We start from the raw sequence: 17503 nt of genomic DNA on the forward strand, positions 1-17503 counted from the left end.
ATTATGCAAGTATAATCAAATCTACATTAGCTTGTGACAAATTATTTAAAAACTTTCTATATCCCAGTATAGAACAAATAGCGTATGGCAACCTTAAATTAGGAGTTCCCATGCAAACAGTCGATATCTGTTTCTCTTTACAAACCTTGACGATGCTCCCCAAAATATCCTTCGACTGCACCTGCACCACCTCTCCCCCAAGTTCCGCCACGAGCTTAAAATGGTTCAACAGATACCGTTGACTGGCTAGATCAATTCTATCCATACTCTCTTTCGGAGTCTGAACATACAGGGCTATAAAAGTGGTATTATACCGGGTTGCCAACTTTGCCGCCTTTCTGATAATCCGCCGGGGTGTTTTCTCATGACTACTGATACAAGCCATAAACTTTTCATGCCGGAGTCCGACGGCTACTCCCATCACCACCTCATTCTCCACCTTTTTTTCTACCCGCAACGCTACTTCCTTCAAAGCCAACTCACGTAACTGAAGAATATTCTCTGTCCGAAAGAAATTATCCAATGCCGTCTGAATCTTTTCCGGACGATATATCTTACCCGCTTTCAAACGTGCAATCAGCTCCTCTGCCGTCAAGTCAATATTCACCACCTCATCCGCTTCCTGAAGAACACTGTCGGGCACCCGTTCTTTCACTTCAATACCCGTAATCTCCTGCACTTCTTCATTCACGCTTTCAATGTGCTGAATATTGATTGCCGAAATCACATTGATTCCCTCATCCAGCAAAGTTATCACATCCTGCCAACGTTTCTCGTTCAAGCTACCTTCTACATTGGTATGAGCCAGTTCATCCACAATTACAATTTCCGGATGGACACGGATAATCGTATCCAGATCCATTTCCTCCAATTCTTTCCCCTTATAGAAGATTTTACGACGCGGAATGACAGGGAGCCCTTGCAACAATGCTTCCGTCCCGGCGCGTCCATGAGTTTCGATATAGCCGATTTGCACGTTCACACCGTTCTCCAGCAGTTCATGTGCCTCCTGAAGCATACGATATGACTTTCCCACACCGGCTATCATACCGATATAGACCTTGAATTTGCCCCGGTGGGACTTCTTTATCAGATCCAAAAAATACTGTACACTATGTTCTCTATCATCCATTACGTCAATCTGTTATTTTAAACATCCTAACCCGTAGTAATCATCACGATCACCACGGGTTTCACAAAAATTCATGAGTTTATTTTATGGCCTTAAAGTTACGCCAAATACTAAATGGGCGTCCTCCAAACGTGGATTCCATATAGCCTGTACAAATATAGGCAATGAAAACTTATCATTAAAATTTATTGCTTTCGTTGCTTTCAAAGCTAGGTTCGTCACTGCAAACCCATTCACATTATACTGCGGAGTCTTATAAGGAACCACTCCACAAGTAGCATTCAGATCAACTCCTTTCACACTGAACGGATAATTCAGTTCTACGTAAGAAGAGTATGCCTGCTTTTCTTCCCCCTCATCAGTCGTTTTTCTGTCAGCACCGGCAAACATGGTATACCATGCGATAGATAACGGGAACTTTTCAATAGGAAGCGTATAAGCTAACCCTGCTTCAAAATGATGTCCGGTGTCTCCACTTTTAAAATGAAAATAATTATTGGTAAGTTCTCCATTGGCCACATCAGCTTGTCCGTCCCACCAAAGAGTGGCTACAGAAAGCGTCGGTCCTGCTTCACCGAACTTATAAGCTGCGGTCAGGTCAATTTCTTTATTACTCTCACTCAAACTGGTTGAGCCCCATGCAGTAAGCGAGAAATTACCTACGCTAAATCCCAAAGTCGGCTGAAAGGAAGCAGCTCCCCCCTGATAAATACCACGCCATACATACGAACTTACCAAATCACCTTGTATAGTAAACTCTTGTGCTTGTGCATTAACTGTTCCCAACATACAAACGGCTGCTACAGCCATTGTTCCTAAAAAACTCTTTTTACTAAAAAAACTTTTCATACTTCTTATCTTATTCTATTTTGTCAATCTTCATCTACTTATTGCTTTCCTCTAAAGCGATATTCAATTTCAATACATTCACCTTTTCTGTTCCCAACAACCCCAAAAGAGGTTTTTCTATGCTTTTATCAACAATTGCTCTCACCTGTTCCTCTCTCAATCCACGTGCCTGTGCCACTCTTTTCACTTGCACATACGCACATTGAGGAGTGATATTAGGATCCAGTCCCGAAGCACTGGCTGTAACCATTTCGGCAGGCACATCCGCCCGATTCAAATAAGGATGATGTACAAGGAAAGTATCAATACGCGCTTTCACTTCATCCAGATATTCTTGATTCGTGGGCCCTTTATTACTACCTGCGGAACTCGTAGCATCATATCCGTCTCCGGCAGAAGATGGACGTCCCCAGAAATAAATATCTTTTGTAAACATCTGACCTACATTAGCCGCTCCCACTACTTTCCCATCCAGCGTAGCTACTTCGGCATTTCCTTTATTAGGACCCGCTACCTGTGCGAACACCCACAGGATAAGGATATAGAACACGGAGAAAAAGACACAAAAAGCAAGTGTTATTTTTAATGACTTCAATAAAGTTTTCATTGCTATTGTTTTTTAATTAAAAGAATAAACCTACTACTAAATCTATCAATTTGATTCCCACGAAAGGAGCAATCACACCACCCACACCATAGATCAGCAGATTACGGCGAAGCAAAGCACTCGCACCTATCGGCTTGTATTGCACACCACGCAAAGCCAACGGAATCAGAATCGGAATAATAATCGCATTAAAAATGACTGCCGAAAGAATAGCACTTTCAGGACTATGCAGATGCATGATATTCAGAGCAGCCAGTTCGGGAATGGCGATCATAAACAAGGCCGGAACGATAGCAAAATACTTCGCTACGTCATTGGCGATAGAGAAAGTAGTCAGCGTACCACGTGTCATCAGTAATTGTTTACCGATTTCCACAATCTCGATCAACTTCGTCGGGTCGTTATCCAAATCGACCATATTACCAGCTTCTTTCGCTGCCTGTGTACCGCTATTCATGGCTACGCCCACATTGGCCTGTGCCAGAGCAGGAGCATCGTTCGTTCCGTCTCCCATCATTGCAACCAATTTACCAGCCTGCTGTTCCTTCTTGATATATTCCATCTTATCTTCCGGTTTCGCTTCGGCGATAAAATCATCCACACCGGCTTTTTCAGCAATATATTTTGCAGTTAACGGGTTATCACCTGTCACCATTACCGTCTTCACTCCCATCTTACGCAGACGTTCGAAACGTTCCTGAATACCCGGTTTGATAATATCCTGCAGTTCAATAACACCAGTCACCTTTCTGTTTACACATACTACCAGCGGTGTACCACCATTGCTTGAGATAGAAGAAATAATCTCTTCCACTTCTTTCGGAAATTCATTCCCGTCACCTTCCACCATCTTACGGATGGCATCAAAAGCACCTTTACGAATCTGCGTTCCATCTGCCAGGTCTACTCCCGAACATTTGGTTTCAGCCGTAAACTTAATCATACGTGCTCCTGTTGTATTCAGATTACGCATACGAATGCCCGACTCACGTCCCAATTCTACGATAGACTTACCTTCCGGCGTTTCATCGGATAAGGAAGACAACAGACAAGTTTCCACAAAATCATGCAGATCGACACCCGGAGCTGTATGGAAATGAGTTGCTTTACGATTACCAATGGTGATAGTACCCGTTTTATCCAGCAGTAATGTATCAATATCGCCCGCAGTTTCAACCGCTTTACCGGATTTAGTAATCACGTTGGCACGAAGTGCACGGTCCATGCCGGCAATACCGATGGCAGAGAGAAGTCCACCGATAGTTGTCGGGATCAGACACACAAACAAAGAAATAAGCGAAGCAATAGTGATGACCGTATTACTATAATCGGCAAACGGTTTCAAAGTCACACACACAATGACGAAAACAAGCGTAAAACCTGCCAGCAAAATAGTCAATGCAATCTCATTCGGGGTTTTCTGGCGGGAAGCACCTTCCACCAATGCGATCATCTTATCAAGAAAACTTTCTCCCGGTTGGGTAGTCACCATCACCTTTATATGATCGGACAGTACTTTCGTACCTCCTGTTACCGAACTCTTGTCGCCACCTGCCTCACGAATGACCGGAGCAGACTCACCGGTAATGGCACTTTCATCAATAGAAGCCAACCCTTCAATAATCTCACCGTCGGAAGGAATCACATCTCCTGCCTCGCAGACAAACACATCCCCTTTCTTCAACTGTGAAGAACTGACAGTAACGATTTTATTGCCTTCCACTTTCTTTGCCGGTGTCTCTTCACGAGTCTTACGCAAACTGTCGGCCTGTGCTTTACCACGTGCCTCTGCAATAGCTTCGGCAAAATTGGCAAACAGCAAAGTGATAAACAGAATGATAAACACGGCAATGTTGTAAGCAAACGAACCCTGTGAAGAATTAACAATGGAGTAGAGCGTCACAAGCAGCATGACTACCGTAGCCACCTCTACCGTAAACATAATCGGATTCTTTATCATCATTCGTGGGTTCAGTTTCACGAATGATTGTTTCAAACTTTCTATAACTTGCTCCTTTGGAAACAAAGAAGCTGATTTATTATCTTTCATATCTTCTCTAATTCAGTATTACAAACTTAAATGTTCAGCAATCGTGCTCAATGCATGTACCGGGAAGAATGACAGAGCGGCAATAATGAAGATAACTACAAATGTCATTACTCCAAAAGTCAATGTATCCGTCTTCAACGTACCGGCACTTTCCGGTATGAATTTCTTCTGCGCCAGTAGCCCGGCAATGGCAACCTGTCCGATAATAGGAAGGAAGCGACTCAGAATCAGAACGATACCACATGTCCAGTTCCAGAAATAAGTATTATCACCCAAACCCTCGAAACCGGAACCGTTATTGGCGGCACAAGAGGTGTACTCGTAAAGCTGTTCACTCAAACCGTGGAATCCTAAGTTGTTCAACCATCCACCTTCACTTTCCACAAAATCTGGATGGTGTACATAAATATAACTTGAGATTGCCGTAAACACCAAGATTACAAATGGATGAAGCAGAGCTACAATCGTAGCGATTTTCATTTCGCGGGCTTCTACTTTCTTACCGAGGAATTCCGGAGTACGTCCCACCATCAAACCGCTGATAAACACTGCAATGATAATGAATGTATAGTAGTTCATCCACCCTACACCTACACCGCCAAACCAGGTATTAATCTGCATATTCAGCATTTCCATCATACCGGACAGAGGCATGGTAGAATCATGCATACCATTCACAGAACCATTGGAAGTTACGGTCGTTACAATACTCCACAATGCGGTTGCTCCGGCTCCCAAACGCACTTCCTTACCTTCCATCGCACCATTGTCCTGTGCAATTCCCAGCTCATCGATGCGCGGATTACCCCCCATTTCCTGACTGACATTAATGCACACACCGACCAGAAAAGCGAAAAGCATTACTCCGAATATACTGTAAGCCAACTTCTTTCTGCGGGTATAGAAACCCAGTGCAAATACCATCGCCATCGGGATAATCAAAATAGACCAACATTCTACCATGTTAGAAAGATAAGTCGGATTTTCCAATGGATGAGAGGAGTTCACGCCAAAATATCCACCGCCATTCGTACCCAACTGTTTAATAGGAACAATTGCGGCCGTAGGACCTTGAGAAACCATCTGTTCCTGACCTTCAAGAGTAGTGACTTTCATCTTACCGTCAAATCCCATCGGAGTTCCCTGAAGAATCAGGATAAAACCTACAATCAGAGAAAGAGGTAATAAGATACGCGTACAACTTATTACCAGAAATTGCCAGAAGTTACCAATCGTTTTGGTTGTTTTTGCAGCAATACTCTTCATAATACCTGCCATAGCAGCCATACCTGTTGCTGCGGTAATAAACTGGAAAAGCATGATGACGAACAATTGAGTAAAATAAGTCAATCCGCTTTCACCGCTATAGTGCTGTAAGTTACAGTTCACCATAAAACTAATACAAGTATTGAATGCCTGATCCGGAGTCTGCGGTCCGTTGCCGTCCGGGTTTAAAGGCAACCATCCTTGTGAAACCAAGAGTACCATTCCCCAGAAAAACCAGAAAGCATTTAAAATCAACAATGCTTTCAGGAATTGTTTCCAGTTCATTTCTTCATTGGGGTCGATTCCACAAACTTTATAAATGACTCTTTCGATAGGAGCCATAAAATCAGACCAGGTCTTTTCTCCTCTGTAGACCTTGGCAATGTATTTTCCCAGTGGATAAGCCAGAATCACCATCAAGGCTATCTGAACAACCACGCCTAAAATTTCTGTATTCATATACTTTTTACCTTAAACTGTGTGTGTTACTTTAAAACTTCTCGGGTTTGATGAGCACATACATCAAATAACCGAAGATTGCAATACCTAATACGAATAATGCTGTGTACATAATCAATTCTCCTTTTTTCTTTAAATATTCTCAAACCAGTCTACACATTTCCAGAACAGCCAGAAACAAGCGAAACCGCTCAACAGGCAGAAAATAAATGATAGTGTTATTCCCATGTTTTTACCTTTTAAATGATTACTATAAATTTTTACTTGCCATTCTTCATGCCAAATGCGTGCCACAAAAAACAAAGAATACATAATAAGCTAACATTCAAACAGATACAGACAGGTAGTTACTTTCTTACCATCCGACACACCCTTCCATTTTGAAAAAAAGGATTCCATTTTGAAAAGACAAAAGGAGGATACTACATCTTTATAATCTGTTGATAATAAACGGTTAAGCATCAACATAAGTCAATTGGTACATGCTTTGCGAAGAAATAGATATGAAACTTTATATTATTGCAAACAGATTACCTGTCAAAGTAGCCGACACAAACGGCACATTCGTATTTTCGCGTAGCGAAGGCGGACTGGCAACAGGTTTGGATTCTCTCCAGACTTCTTATGAGAAGCACTGGATAGGTTGGCCCGGAATATGTACAAATGAAGAGAAGGACCAGCAAGAGATTAACGAGAAACTACAGGAAATGAATTTTCATCCGGTCTTCTTGTCGGAAAAGCAAATTGAAAACTATTACGAAGGATACAGTAACAGTACTATCTGGCCTTTGTGTCATTACTTTTATGCTTATACCTTATATAAGAACTGTTTCTGGCAATCCTATCAACAAGTCAACCGACTCTTCTGTGAGGAGATTTGCCGGCTGATACGTCCCGGCGATAAGGTATGGATACAGGATTATCAACTGATGCTACTTCCCGGAATGTTGAGGAAAATATATCCGGAACTAAGTATCGGTTATTTCCATCATATCCCGTTCCCTTCTTACGAACTCTTCCGTATTCTTCCGGAGCGTGCCGAGATTCTGAAGGGTTTGCTGGGAGCAGACTTCATTGCTTTCCATACTCATGACTATATGCGTCACTTCATCAGTGCCGTAGAGCGTGTGCTGCATCTCGACTTCAAACTGGATGAAGTACAGATCAACAACCGGATGGTCAGAGTAGAAGCATTGCCGATGGGAATCAACTATGAATCCTATCATCAGGCTTCAGAAAATAAAGAAGTACATCAGGCCATTGAACGAACCCGGAAACTTTTCGGCGAGCATAAACTGATCCTGTCAGTAGACAGACTGGATTACAGCAAAGGCATATTGCACCGTCTTCGTGGCTTTGCCACCTTCCTCGAACATCATGCCGAATATCACGGTAAAGTTACATTGGCAATGGTCATTGTCCCTTCACGCGACCATGTAGGCAGCTATGCGGAACTAAAAACAAAAATTGACGAAGAAATCGGCTCTATCAACGGACGTTACTCCACAATGAACTGGACTCCCGTATGTTATTTCTATCATGGCTTTTCACTGGAAGAACTGACTGCCATGTACTATGTGGCCGACATAGCCCTCGTCACTCCACTTCGGGACGGAATGAATCTGGTAGCCAAAGAATACGTAGCTACCAAATGCGACAATCCCGGTGTACTTATCCTTAGCGAAATGGCAGGTGCCGCCGTAGAATTGACGGACGCTATCCAAATCAACCCGAACGATACGGAACAAATAGAAAATGCTATTTGCCAGGCACTTGAAATGCCCGAAGAGGAACAAAAACAACGCCTGAAACGTATGCAAAGCATTCTGTCCGTACAGACAGTCAACAAATGGGCAGCCGACTTTGTCAATGAACTGAACGCGACATGTATGAAAAACGATATGTTACGAAAAAAACGTATCGTAGCCGCTAGCATTGCACAAATCAAACTCAAGTATAACCATGCCAAACAACGCCTGATTCTGCTGGACTATGATGGTACACTGACGGCTCTCAAACCACGTCCCGAGGATGCACAACCTACACCGGAACTCATTTCTATTCTACAACAACTGGCTAGCGATCCCGCCAATCATATTGTTATCAATAGCGGGCGGGATCACTTTACATTAGAAAAATGGCTTGGTATCCTTCCTATTTCTATGGCTGCCGAACATGGGGCTTTCTATAAAGAAAACGGAGTCTGGCATAAAAACATAAAGAAGATAGAATGGGGAGCAGGTATTCTCTCTATCCTTCAAATGTTTGTAGACCGTACTCCCCGTTCCCATCTGGAAGTGAAGGAAACTGCCCTGGCCTGGCATTATCGTGAAAGCGACGCATGGCTCGGCACATTAAGAGCCCAACAACTCGTCAACACGCTGATTTCGCTCTGTACCCGGCAGAAACTACAAATTCTGCAAGGAAATAAAGTGATCGAAATCAAATCACCGGATTGCAATAAAGGTTCGGAGGTGGGGCGTCTGCTAGCCAACAGACGTTATGATTTTGTTATAGCGATGGGAGACGACACTACAGATGAAGATATGTTTCAGGCATTACCGATGAGCGCCATCACCATTAAAATAGGTAGCGTATCCGAAGCCGCCAACTATCACCTGTCTGCCCAATCTGACGTACTTCCTTTCTTACGGTCTTTACTAGGCAAACAAAAAACTGCCACAAAAGAAGGAAGTATTAAGAATCGCCTGACTTTCGCTTTCGACTTTCTCAAAGATCTATTAAAAACTCAATAAAAAGCAATCAATATGAATAATTTAAATTATGGAGTGATAGGTAACTGCCGAACCGCAGCTCTCATTTCGCAGAACGGAAATATCGAATGGCTCTGTTTTCCCGATTTCGATTCTCCTTCTATTTTTGCCAGTCTGCTCGACCGGGAGAAAGGAGGAGCTTTCGGATTCGAAGTTTCCGGAGACTATTGCATCACACAAAGTTATGTCCCCCACACCAATATTCTTTCTACTCAATTCTCCTCCGATGAAGGAGAATTTGTAGTGCTCGACTATATGCCCTGCTATCGTTCCCAAGACGAAACAGGGCATTATTTACCTGCCGAATTATACCGCTACATACATTGGATAAAAGGAAAACCGCGTTTCAAGATCAACTACCACCCGGCTCCAAACTATGCACAGGGACAAGTGATCCTTAATATCACTCCACAGTATATCGAATCCTACTGCTCCTTCGACAACAAGGACAGACAATATTTATATGCTTCCCTGTCTCTTCAGGACATCAAAGAGAAAAAAGAAATCATTCTTGAGAAAGACGAATTTCTCCTGCTCTCCTATAACGAGAAAGTGATCCCAATCGACATAGAAAGGGAGAAAATAGAATACTGTCGTACGCTGGTATATTGGCTGAACTGGACAGACAGAAGCAAGAAATACACTCTATATAATGACGTAATCGAACGGAGTTTATTGGTTCTGAAACTAATGTCCTACCACAACGGAGCTGTGCTGGCAGCACTAACTACAAGCCTACCGGAAGCTGTGGGAGAAGTGCGCAACTGGGATTACCGCTTTTGCTGGCTTCGGGATGCTTCCATGTCCATCGAAACCATGTTTCAAATCGGACATACCGGTGCAGCCAAACGCTTTATGAAATTTATCCAATCCACATTCGTTTCCAAACATGACTATCAAATTATGTATGGCATCCGGGGCGAGCACCAACTAACCGAAGTGATACTCGACCATCTATCCGGTTATAAGAACTCCAAACCTGTACGAATAGGAAATGATGCATACCATCAGAAACAAAACGACTCTTTTGGTTACCTGATGGACCTGATTTACCAATATTATCGCCTCATGCCCGGCACACTGGATGAAATTGAAGACATGTGGGAAATGGTAAAGACCATTTTAGCAAAAGTAGTAGAAAACTGGAGAAAGCCCGATAAGGGAATCTGGGAGATCCGGGGAGAAGGACAACACTTTGTTTCTTCCAAAGTGATGTGTTGGGTAGCTTTAGATCGCGGAGCTAAAATCGCTCAAATGCTTAACAAATATAATTATAGCGAACGTTGGCAACTGGAAGCCGAAAAAATAAAGAAAGACGTGATGAAATATGGCTGGAATAAGGAACTTCAAAGCTTCACACAGACATATAATAATCAAGCAATGGATTCTTCATTACTATTGATGGAACCCTATGGATTTATAGAAGCAGATGATATACGCTATCATAAAACAGTGGAAGCTGTCAAGAAAGCCCTTTTCCATAAAGGACTTATGTATCGCTATAACAGCAAAGACGATTTCGGGTTGCCTACTTCTGCTTTTACGATTTGTACATTCTGGCTTATACGGGCATTGTTTGTAACCGGCCATAAAGAAGAAGCACGCTGCCTGTTTGACGAAGTTCTGAAATACTCCAATCATCTCGGATTGTTTAGTGAAGATATTGATTTCGAAACCAAAGAACAGTTGGGCAACTTCCCGCAGGCATATTCACATCTGGCATTAGTAAATACAGCTATCTTATTTGCAGAAGAAGAGAAGAGGTTATCTTTTATCCGGCCTTAGAGAACGCCCTGATTCAGAAGCGATAAAACACAGAAGCCCCTTGATTCAAAATGAATCAAGGGGCTTCTTAAAAACGGCGGCTACCTACTCTCCCACTGTTACGCAGTACCATCGGCGTGACGAGGCTTAACTTCTCTGTTCGGAATGGGAAGAGGTGGAACCCTCGTGCTATAACCACCTGAATAAGGTTATGACATGATGAAAAGTAAAATCCTAGTGTCTAGAAAGCTAAACGTATATACCCAACCGGTACATGTTCGAAAGAAAGTGAACGGGCAATTAGTAATGCTCGGCTTTGATGTTACCACCTTTACACCTGCATCCTATCAACGTCATCGTCTTTGACGACCCTAAGAAATCTAATCTTGTGGCTGGCTTCGTACTTAGATGCTTTCAGCACTTATCCAATCCCGACTTAGATACCCAGCAATGCACCTGGCGGCACAACTGGTAAACCAGCGGTCAGTCCAACACGGTCCTCTCGTACTAGTGTCAGAGCCACGCAAATTTCATACGCCCACGATAGATAGAGACCGAACTGTCTCACGACGTTCTGAACCCAGCTCGCGTGCCACTTTAATGGGCGAACAGCCCAACCCTTGGGACCTTCTCCAGCCCCAGGATGTGACGAGCCGACATCGAGGTGCCAAACCCCTCCGTCGATATGAGCTCTTGGGAGGGATCAGCCTGTTATCCCCGGAGTACCTTTTATCCTTTGAGCGATGTCCCTTCCATACGGAAACACCGGATCACTATGCTCTAGTTTCCTACCTGATCGACTTGTCTGTCTCCCAGTCAAGCGCCCTTATGCCATTACACTCTACGGACGGTTACCAATCGTCCTGAGGGCACCTTTAGAAGCCTCCGTTACACTTTTGGAGGCGACCACCCCAGTCAAACTACCCACCAAACAGTGTCCTCGCATCAGCGAGTTAGAACTCAAATAATCAAAGGGCCGTATTTCAACAGCGACTCCACAAATACTGGCGTACCTGCTTCAAAGTCTCCGGCCTATCCTACACATCAATTACCCAAATTCAATGTTAAGCTATAGTAAAGGTTCACGGGGTCTTTTCGTCCCATCGCGGGTAATCGGCATCTTCACCGATACTACAATTTCACTGAGCTCACGGTTGAGACAGTGTCCAGATCATTACACCATTCGTGCAGGTCGGAACTTACCCGACAAGGAATTTCGCTACCTTAGGACCGTTATAGTTACGGCCGCCGTTTACTGGGGCTTCAATTCAATGCTTCTCTTGCGATGACATCTCCTCTTAACCTTCCAGCACCGGGCAGGTGTCAGGCTGTATACGTAATCTTTCAATTTGGCACAGCCCTGTGTTTTTGTTAAACAGTTGCCTGGACCTATTCTCTGCGCCCAACTCTCGTTGGGACCCTTTATCCCGAAGTTACAGGGTCAATTTGCCTAGTTCCTTAACCGTGAATCACTCAAGCGCCTTAGTATATTCAACCCGACTACGTGTGTCCGTTTACGGTACGGGTACCTTAAAGATTAAGTTTAGCGGATTTTCTTGGGAGTATGTTTACACGCACTATTACCTTATTCCGAGGAATTTGGTATACTATCAGGTTCGACTCTTATCCCGGATTTGCCTGGGATAATCAACATCTACACCCTTCAACGGACTATTCCGTCAGTCCGCGGCGCTGTCACTCCTCCGTCTCCACGTCACTCTTTAAGGTAGTACAGGAATATTAACCTGTTCTGCCATCGGCCTCACCGTTCGGCTGAGCCTTAGGACCCGACTAACCCTGATCCGATTAGCGTTGATCAGGAAACCTTAGTCTTTCGGCGAGGGGGTTTCTCACCCCCTTTATCGTTACTTATACCTACATTTGCTTTTCCACACGCTCCAGCAAAGCTCACGCTTCACCTTCGACGCAGAGTGGAATGCTCCCCTACCGATCCGTACGGATCCCATAGCTTCGGTAAATTGCTTGATGCCCGATTATTATCCACGCCAAACTCCTCGACTAGTGAGCTGTTACGCACTCTTTAAATGAATGGCTGCTTCCAAGCCAACATCCTAGCTGTCTTAGCAATCTGACTTCGTTAGTTCAACTTAGCAATTATTTGGGGACCTTAGCTGATGGTCTGGATTCTTCTCCTTTAGGACATGGACCTTAGCACCCATGCCCTCACTCCTGGGATCGAACTACTGCGCATTCGGAGTTTATCAAGACTTGATAGGCGGTGAAGCCCTCGCATCTTATCAGTCGCTCTACCTCACAGTAGTAATTCCCAAGGCTGCACCTAAATGCATTTCGGGGAGTACGAGCTATCTCCAAGTTTGATTAGCCTTTCACCCCCACCCTCAGTTCATCCGGAAGCTTTTCAACGCTTATCGGTTCGGTCCTCCAGTTAGTGTTACCTAACCTTCAACCTGACCAAGGGTAGATCACTTGGTTTCGCGTCTACTCCTTCCGACTGGGCGCCCTGTTCAGACTCGCTTTCGCTTCGGCTACACATTTTAAAATGCTTAACCTTGCCGGAAAAAGTAACTCGTAGGTTCATTATGCAAAAGGCACGCCGTCACTGCTTACGCAGCTCCGACCGCTTGTAGGCGCATGGTTTCAGGGACTATTTCACTCTTCTGTTCGAAGTGCTTTTCACCTTTCCTTCACAGTACTGGTTCGCTATCGGTCTCTCGGGAGTATTTAGCCTTACCGGATGGTCCCGGCAGATTCACGCAAGATTCCTCGTGTCCCGCGCTACTCAGGATACCACTACGCTTCGTTTAGCTTCGAATACCGGACTATCACCGTCTATGGTCCCATTTTCCAAAGGGTTCTTCTCACTAAAGTTCTTGCGATGTCGTGGTCCTACAACCCCAATATTGCCGTAACAACATTGGTTTGGGCTAATCCCCGTTCGCTCGCCACTACTTGGGGAATCATTATTATTTTCTTTTCCTACAGGTACTAAGATGTTTCAGTTCCCTGTGTTAGCCTCTTGCTATGCAAGATGTCATTCCTTCAGAATGACGGGTTGTCCCATTCGGAAATCTTCGGATCAAGGGTTATTTGCACCTACCCGAAGCTTATCGCAGCTTATCACGTCCTTCATCGCCTCCGAGAGCCAAGGCATCCGCCATGCGCCCTTGCTTACTTTCTTTCAAACTGACTTCCCGGTATATTGAACTATTGCTAGTCCGCATACCGGAAACGTACGGTTCGATATATACTTTTAGCTCTTACTAAAATTTTACTTTTTGTACATCATGTCAAAGATCGTTTCTCTTTTTCAGAGATCGTGGAGAATAACGGATTCGAACCGTTGACCCTCTGCGTGCAAGGCAGATGCTCTAGCCAGCTGAGCTAATCCCCCAAGAGGTTATCAAGAATTACTGTCGTTCTTGAACTTGGTAGTCCCAGGCAGAGTTGAACTGCCGACCTCTACATTATCAGTGTAGCGCTCTAACCAACTGAGCTATAGGACTAGTTCAACCTTGTCTACCTGTTGAGTTAGACTCGGCTTCTTTTTTCTCTTGTTTATCTCTATCTATAATTGCTATAGATGGTTGATCTATATCTATAAATAAACAAGTACCAGTAGTACAAAAACAGAACCTTTAAAGTCATCATTTTTTTCAGTGAGAAAGCAAGTCCAGATAATGGGAGTAAACTCCTGGCTCTCAACTCTCAACTCTCAACTTATTACGGCATCGCTCCAGAAAGGAGGTGTTCCAGCCGCACCTTCCGGTACGGCTACCTTGTTACGACTTAGCCCCAATTACCAGTTTTACCCTAGGACGCTCCTCGCGGTTACGTACTTCAGGTACCCCCGGCTTTCATGGCTTGACGGGCGGTGTGTACAAGGCCCGGGAACGTATTCACCGCGCCATGGCTGATGCGCGATTACTAGCGAATCCAGCTTCACGAAGTCGGGTTGCAGACTTCGATCCGAACTGAGAGAGGTTTTTGGGATTGGCATCACGTCGCCGTGTAGCTGCCTTCTGTACCCCCCATTGTAACACGTGTGTAGCCCCGGACGTAAGGGCCGTGCTGATTTGACGTCATCCCCACCTTCCTCACATCTTACGACGGCAGTCTCTCCAGAGTCCTCAGCATGACCTGTTAGTAACTGAAGATAAGGGTTGCGCTCGTTATGGCACTTAAGCCGACACCTCACGGCACGAGCTGACGACAACCATGCAGCACCTTCACATTTGTCTTACGACTAACCAATTTCTTGATTATTCAAATGCAATTTAAGCCCGGGTAAGGTTCCTCGCGTATCATCGAATTAAACCACATGTTCCTCCGCTTGTGCGGGCCCCCGTCAATTCCTTTGAGTTTCACCGTTGCCGGCGTACTCCCCAGGTGGAATACTTAACGCTTTCGCTTGGCCGCTTACCGTGTATCGCAAACAGCGAGTATTCATCGTTTACTGTGTGGACTACCAGGGTATCTAATCCTGTTTGATACCCACACTTTCGAGCATCAGTGTCAGTTGCAGTCCAGTGAGCTGCCTTCGCAATCGGAGTTCTTCGTGATATCTAAGCATTTCACCGCTACACCACGAATTCCGCCCACCTCTACTGTACTCAAGACAGCCAGTATCAACTGCAATTTTACGGTTGAGCCGCAAACTTTCACAACTGACTTAACTGTCCACCTACGCTCCCTTTAAACCCAATAAATCCGGATAACGCTCGGATCCTCCGTATTACCGCGGCTGCTGGCACGGAGTTAGCCGATCCTTATTCATACGGTACATACAAAAATCCACACGTGGATAACTTTATTCCCGTATAAAAGAAGTTTACAACCCATAGGGCAGTCATCCTTCACGCTACTTGGCTGGTTCAGACTCCCGTCCATTGACCAATATTCCTCACTGCTGCCTCCCGTAGGAGTTTGGACCGTGTCTCAGTTCCAATGTGGGGGACCTTCCTCTCAGAACCCCTATCCATCGAAGTCTTGGTGGGCCGTTACCCCGCCAACAAACTAATGGAACGCATCCCCATCGATAACCGAAATTCTTTAATATGATTATCATGCGATAATCATATGCCATCCGGTATTAATCTTTCTTTCGAAAGGCTATCCCGGAGTTATCGGCAGGTTGGATACGTGTTACTCACCCGTGCGCCGGTCGCCATCTCCAGTTTGCAAGCAAACTGAAATGCTGCCCCTCGACTTGCATGTGTTAAGCCTGTAGCTAGCGTTCATCCTGAGCCAGGATCAAACTCTTCATTGTAAAAGTATTTTCATCTATCCCATAGGATAGCGTTTTGCTCTGTTCAGGATGCCGTACAATTTATTGACTCTATTACCTATACCTATATTATATAAGCATTGACGGTTCTATTTTAACTTGTACTACTTGTATTGTTTATCAATATTTCAAAGAACTTGCGCTTCGTTTTCAAAAGCGGGTGCAAAGGTAAGGGGTTTTATTTTAACTGCCAAACTTTTCGGAAGTTTTTTTCGTTTTTTCTTTTTCGGTTCGTTTCTCAGGCTCTCTTGGCGAAAGGGAAAGAAGGGACGAAAACGAAAAACGCTAAACCGCGTCTCTTTGCGAATCGGACTGCAAAGATAAGAACTTTATTTATTATGATCCAAACTTTTCAGGAGTTTTTTTGTTCTTATAGTTAGGCGGTCCTACGCTTTGTCATCATGTCAATTCCGCAAGGCTCTCCTCTCCTGGAAAGCGGGTGCAAAAGTACTCGCTTTTCGGATATACTCCAAATATATTCCACTGTTTTTTTGAAGTTTTTTTAAAGATATGTGCTAACTTGCTGAATCATAACGATGTTGTAGAACATATTTTTTCAACAGCGGGAGAAAAGGACAATGGAAGCGAGGGAAAGGATACATTATTGTATTCATGCGTACGTATGTGTGCGCGCAAGGAGAAAAAGAAGGAAGCGGGCAGGACGGATACACACAGAAGTTTTTCGCACTTTCCTCTATCACCTATCACCTCTAATCATAAGCGTCCCTGTTCATCGGGGTTTAAGGCATGGTGACAGGTTGTCCGCAACCTATCACCGCATCTGTCACCTATCACCCGCCTATCACCCGACGGAAGATGATGGGTAAAAAGCATAAACAATAGATACTCAATACATTAACGACCTAAATACAGGATATAAATAAGCAATATATAGGATATTAATAACTCATATATGGGATATTAACAACCTACGTATAGGATGTCAATACTCAACACATAGGCTATTAATGACTGAGAAGACAGGTAGTAATGACTGAAAAGCAAGTATCAAGAGCCGAAAGAGAGCGGTAGAACAGACAGTTTCAAGTAACAGAAAATGTTGTTTCACCACAGGAAACTAGAAGTTCAAGCAAATGAAACTAAAGGTTCAAGCAGGGGAAACTAAAGTTTCAGGCAGATGAAACCAAAGTTTCAAGCAGGAGAAACAAAAGTTTCAAGCGGGGGAAACTAAAGTTTCATACGCAGGAGACAATTGGCGAAAAGTAGGATGGCAAAGAAAGTGTGTAAGGATAAGTAAAGCAAGGCATAAGGATGAGCGAGGGAAAGGTGTAAGATACACCACATCTGCAACCATCCTACACCACTATCCTACACA

8 protein-coding genes, 2 tRNA genes and 3 rRNA genes are annotated in these 17503 nt (G+C 44.2%); 2 read left to right on the plus strand and 11 right to left on the minus strand.

The annotated features are described in order from the left end of the window. Nucleotide 1 precedes the first annotated feature (1 nt). From ACNOGP_RS01190 to kdpF, 6 genes are all read right to left on the minus strand, one after another. Nucleotides 2-1132 carry a sensor protein KdpD gene (locus ACNOGP_RS01190; protein WP_004309023.1) on the minus strand — a complete coding sequence of 377 codons (1131 nt, stop codon included), beginning with the start codon at nucleotides 1130-1132 and terminating at the stop codon, nucleotides 2-4. A gap of 84 nt (nucleotides 1133-1216) precedes the next feature. Further along, complete coding sequence (locus ACNOGP_RS01195; protein WP_007767477.1) at nucleotides 1217-1981, minus strand: hypothetical protein; 765 nt, start codon at nucleotides 1979-1981, stop codon at nucleotides 1217-1219. Nucleotides 1982-2015: 34 nt separating this feature from the next. Beyond that, complete coding sequence (locus tag ACNOGP_RS01200; RefSeq protein ID WP_418213879.1) at nucleotides 2016-2588, minus strand: K(+)-transporting ATPase subunit C; 573 nt, start codon at nucleotides 2586-2588, stop codon at nucleotides 2016-2018. A 16-nt stretch (nucleotides 2589-2604) separates the two neighbouring features. Then, on the minus strand, nucleotides 2605-4638 hold the full coding sequence (gene kdpB / locus ACNOGP_RS01205) for a potassium-transporting ATPase subunit KdpB (RefSeq protein WP_074638340.1): 2034 nt from the start codon (nucleotides 4636-4638) through the stop codon (nucleotides 2605-2607). Between the two features lie 18 nt (nucleotides 4639-4656). Beyond that, a complete protein-coding gene (kdpA, locus tag ACNOGP_RS01210) occupies nucleotides 4657-6363 on the minus strand; it encodes a potassium-transporting ATPase subunit KdpA (protein WP_008777345.1) in 1707 nt (568 codons plus the stop codon). A gap of 31 nt (nucleotides 6364-6394) precedes the next feature. After that, entirely contained in the window at nucleotides 6395-6475 is an 81-nt protein-coding gene (gene kdpF, locus ACNOGP_RS01215) for a K(+)-transporting ATPase subunit F (protein ID WP_032849815.1), read from the minus strand. Between the two features lie 370 nt (nucleotides 6476-6845). On the opposite strand from kdpF, the gene ACNOGP_RS01220 reads away from it, so the two are divergent. Beyond that, the gene (locus ACNOGP_RS01220) at nucleotides 6846-9119 is read left to right on the plus strand and encodes a bifunctional alpha,alpha-trehalose-phosphate synthase (UDP-forming)/trehalose-phosphatase (protein ID WP_418213880.1); all 2274 of its coding nucleotides are present in this window, start codon (nucleotides 6846-6848) and stop codon (nucleotides 9117-9119) included. Between the two features lie 12 nt (nucleotides 9120-9131). Beyond that, on the plus strand, nucleotides 9132-10922 hold the full coding sequence (locus ACNOGP_RS01225) for a glycoside hydrolase family 15 protein (protein ID WP_259021582.1): 1791 nt from the start codon (nucleotides 9132-9134) through the stop codon (nucleotides 10920-10922). 71 nt (nucleotides 10923-10993) lie between these two features. On the opposite strand, the gene rrf is transcribed toward ACNOGP_RS01225, so the two are convergent. From rrf to ACNOGP_RS01250, 5 genes are all read right to left on the minus strand, one after another. After that, nucleotides 10994-11104, minus strand: a 5S ribosomal RNA gene (rrf, locus tag ACNOGP_RS01230). Between the two features lie 77 nt (nucleotides 11105-11181). After that, nucleotides 11182-14061: ribosomal RNA gene (locus tag ACNOGP_RS01235) — 23S ribosomal RNA — on the minus strand. Nucleotides 14062-14200: 139 nt separating this feature from the next. Continuing rightward, nucleotides 14201-14274: transfer RNA gene (locus ACNOGP_RS01240), tRNA-Ala, on the minus strand. Between the two features lie 35 nt (nucleotides 14275-14309). After that, a tRNA-Ile gene (locus ACNOGP_RS01245) sits at nucleotides 14310-14386 on the minus strand. A 234-nt stretch (nucleotides 14387-14620) separates the two neighbouring features. Then, nucleotides 14621-16149 (minus strand): 16S ribosomal RNA (locus ACNOGP_RS01250). The 16S, 23S and 5S rRNA genes sit together here with 2 tRNA genes alongside, the layout of an rRNA operon. Nucleotides 16150-17503: the final 1354 nt, after the last annotated feature.

The sequence above is a fragment of the Bacteroides difficilis genome, assembly GCF_048319815.1.
GTDB classification, from domain to species: Bacteria; Bacteroidota; Bacteroidia; order Bacteroidales; family Bacteroidaceae; genus Bacteroides; species Bacteroides zhangwenhongii.

What these genes read in the sequence shown, in the direction of transcription:
- kdpF (WP_032849815.1), bottom strand. Translation starts at nt 6,475, where the DNA reads ATGTACACAGCATTATTCGTATTAGGTATTGCAATCTTCGGTTATTTG.
- kdpB (WP_074638340.1), bottom strand. Translation starts at nt 4,638, where the DNA reads ATGAAAGATAATAAATCAGCTTCTTTGTTTCCAAAGGAGCAAGTTATA.
- ACNOGP_RS01225 (WP_259021582.1), top strand. Translation starts at nt 9,132, where the DNA reads ATGAATAATTTAAATTATGGAGTGATAGGTAACTGCCGAACCGCAGCT.
- ACNOGP_RS01195 (WP_007767477.1), bottom strand. Translation starts at nt 1,981, where the DNA reads ATGAAAAGTTTTTTTAGTAAAAAGAGTTTTTTAGGAACAATGGCTGTA.
- ACNOGP_RS01190 (WP_004309023.1), bottom strand. Translation starts at nt 1,132, where the DNA reads ATGGATGATAGAGAACATAGTGTACAGTATTTTTTGGATCTGATAAAG.
- ACNOGP_RS01220 (WP_418213880.1), top strand. Translation starts at nt 6,846, where the DNA reads ATGCTTTGCGAAGAAATAGATATGAAACTTTATATTATTGCAAACAGA.
- ACNOGP_RS01200 (WP_418213879.1), bottom strand. Translation starts at nt 2,588, where the DNA reads ATGAAAACTTTATTGAAGTCATTAAAAATAACACTTGCTTTTTGTGTC.
- kdpA (WP_008777345.1), bottom strand. Translation starts at nt 6,363, where the DNA reads ATGAATACAGAAATTTTAGGCGTGGTTGTTCAGATAGCCTTGATGGTG.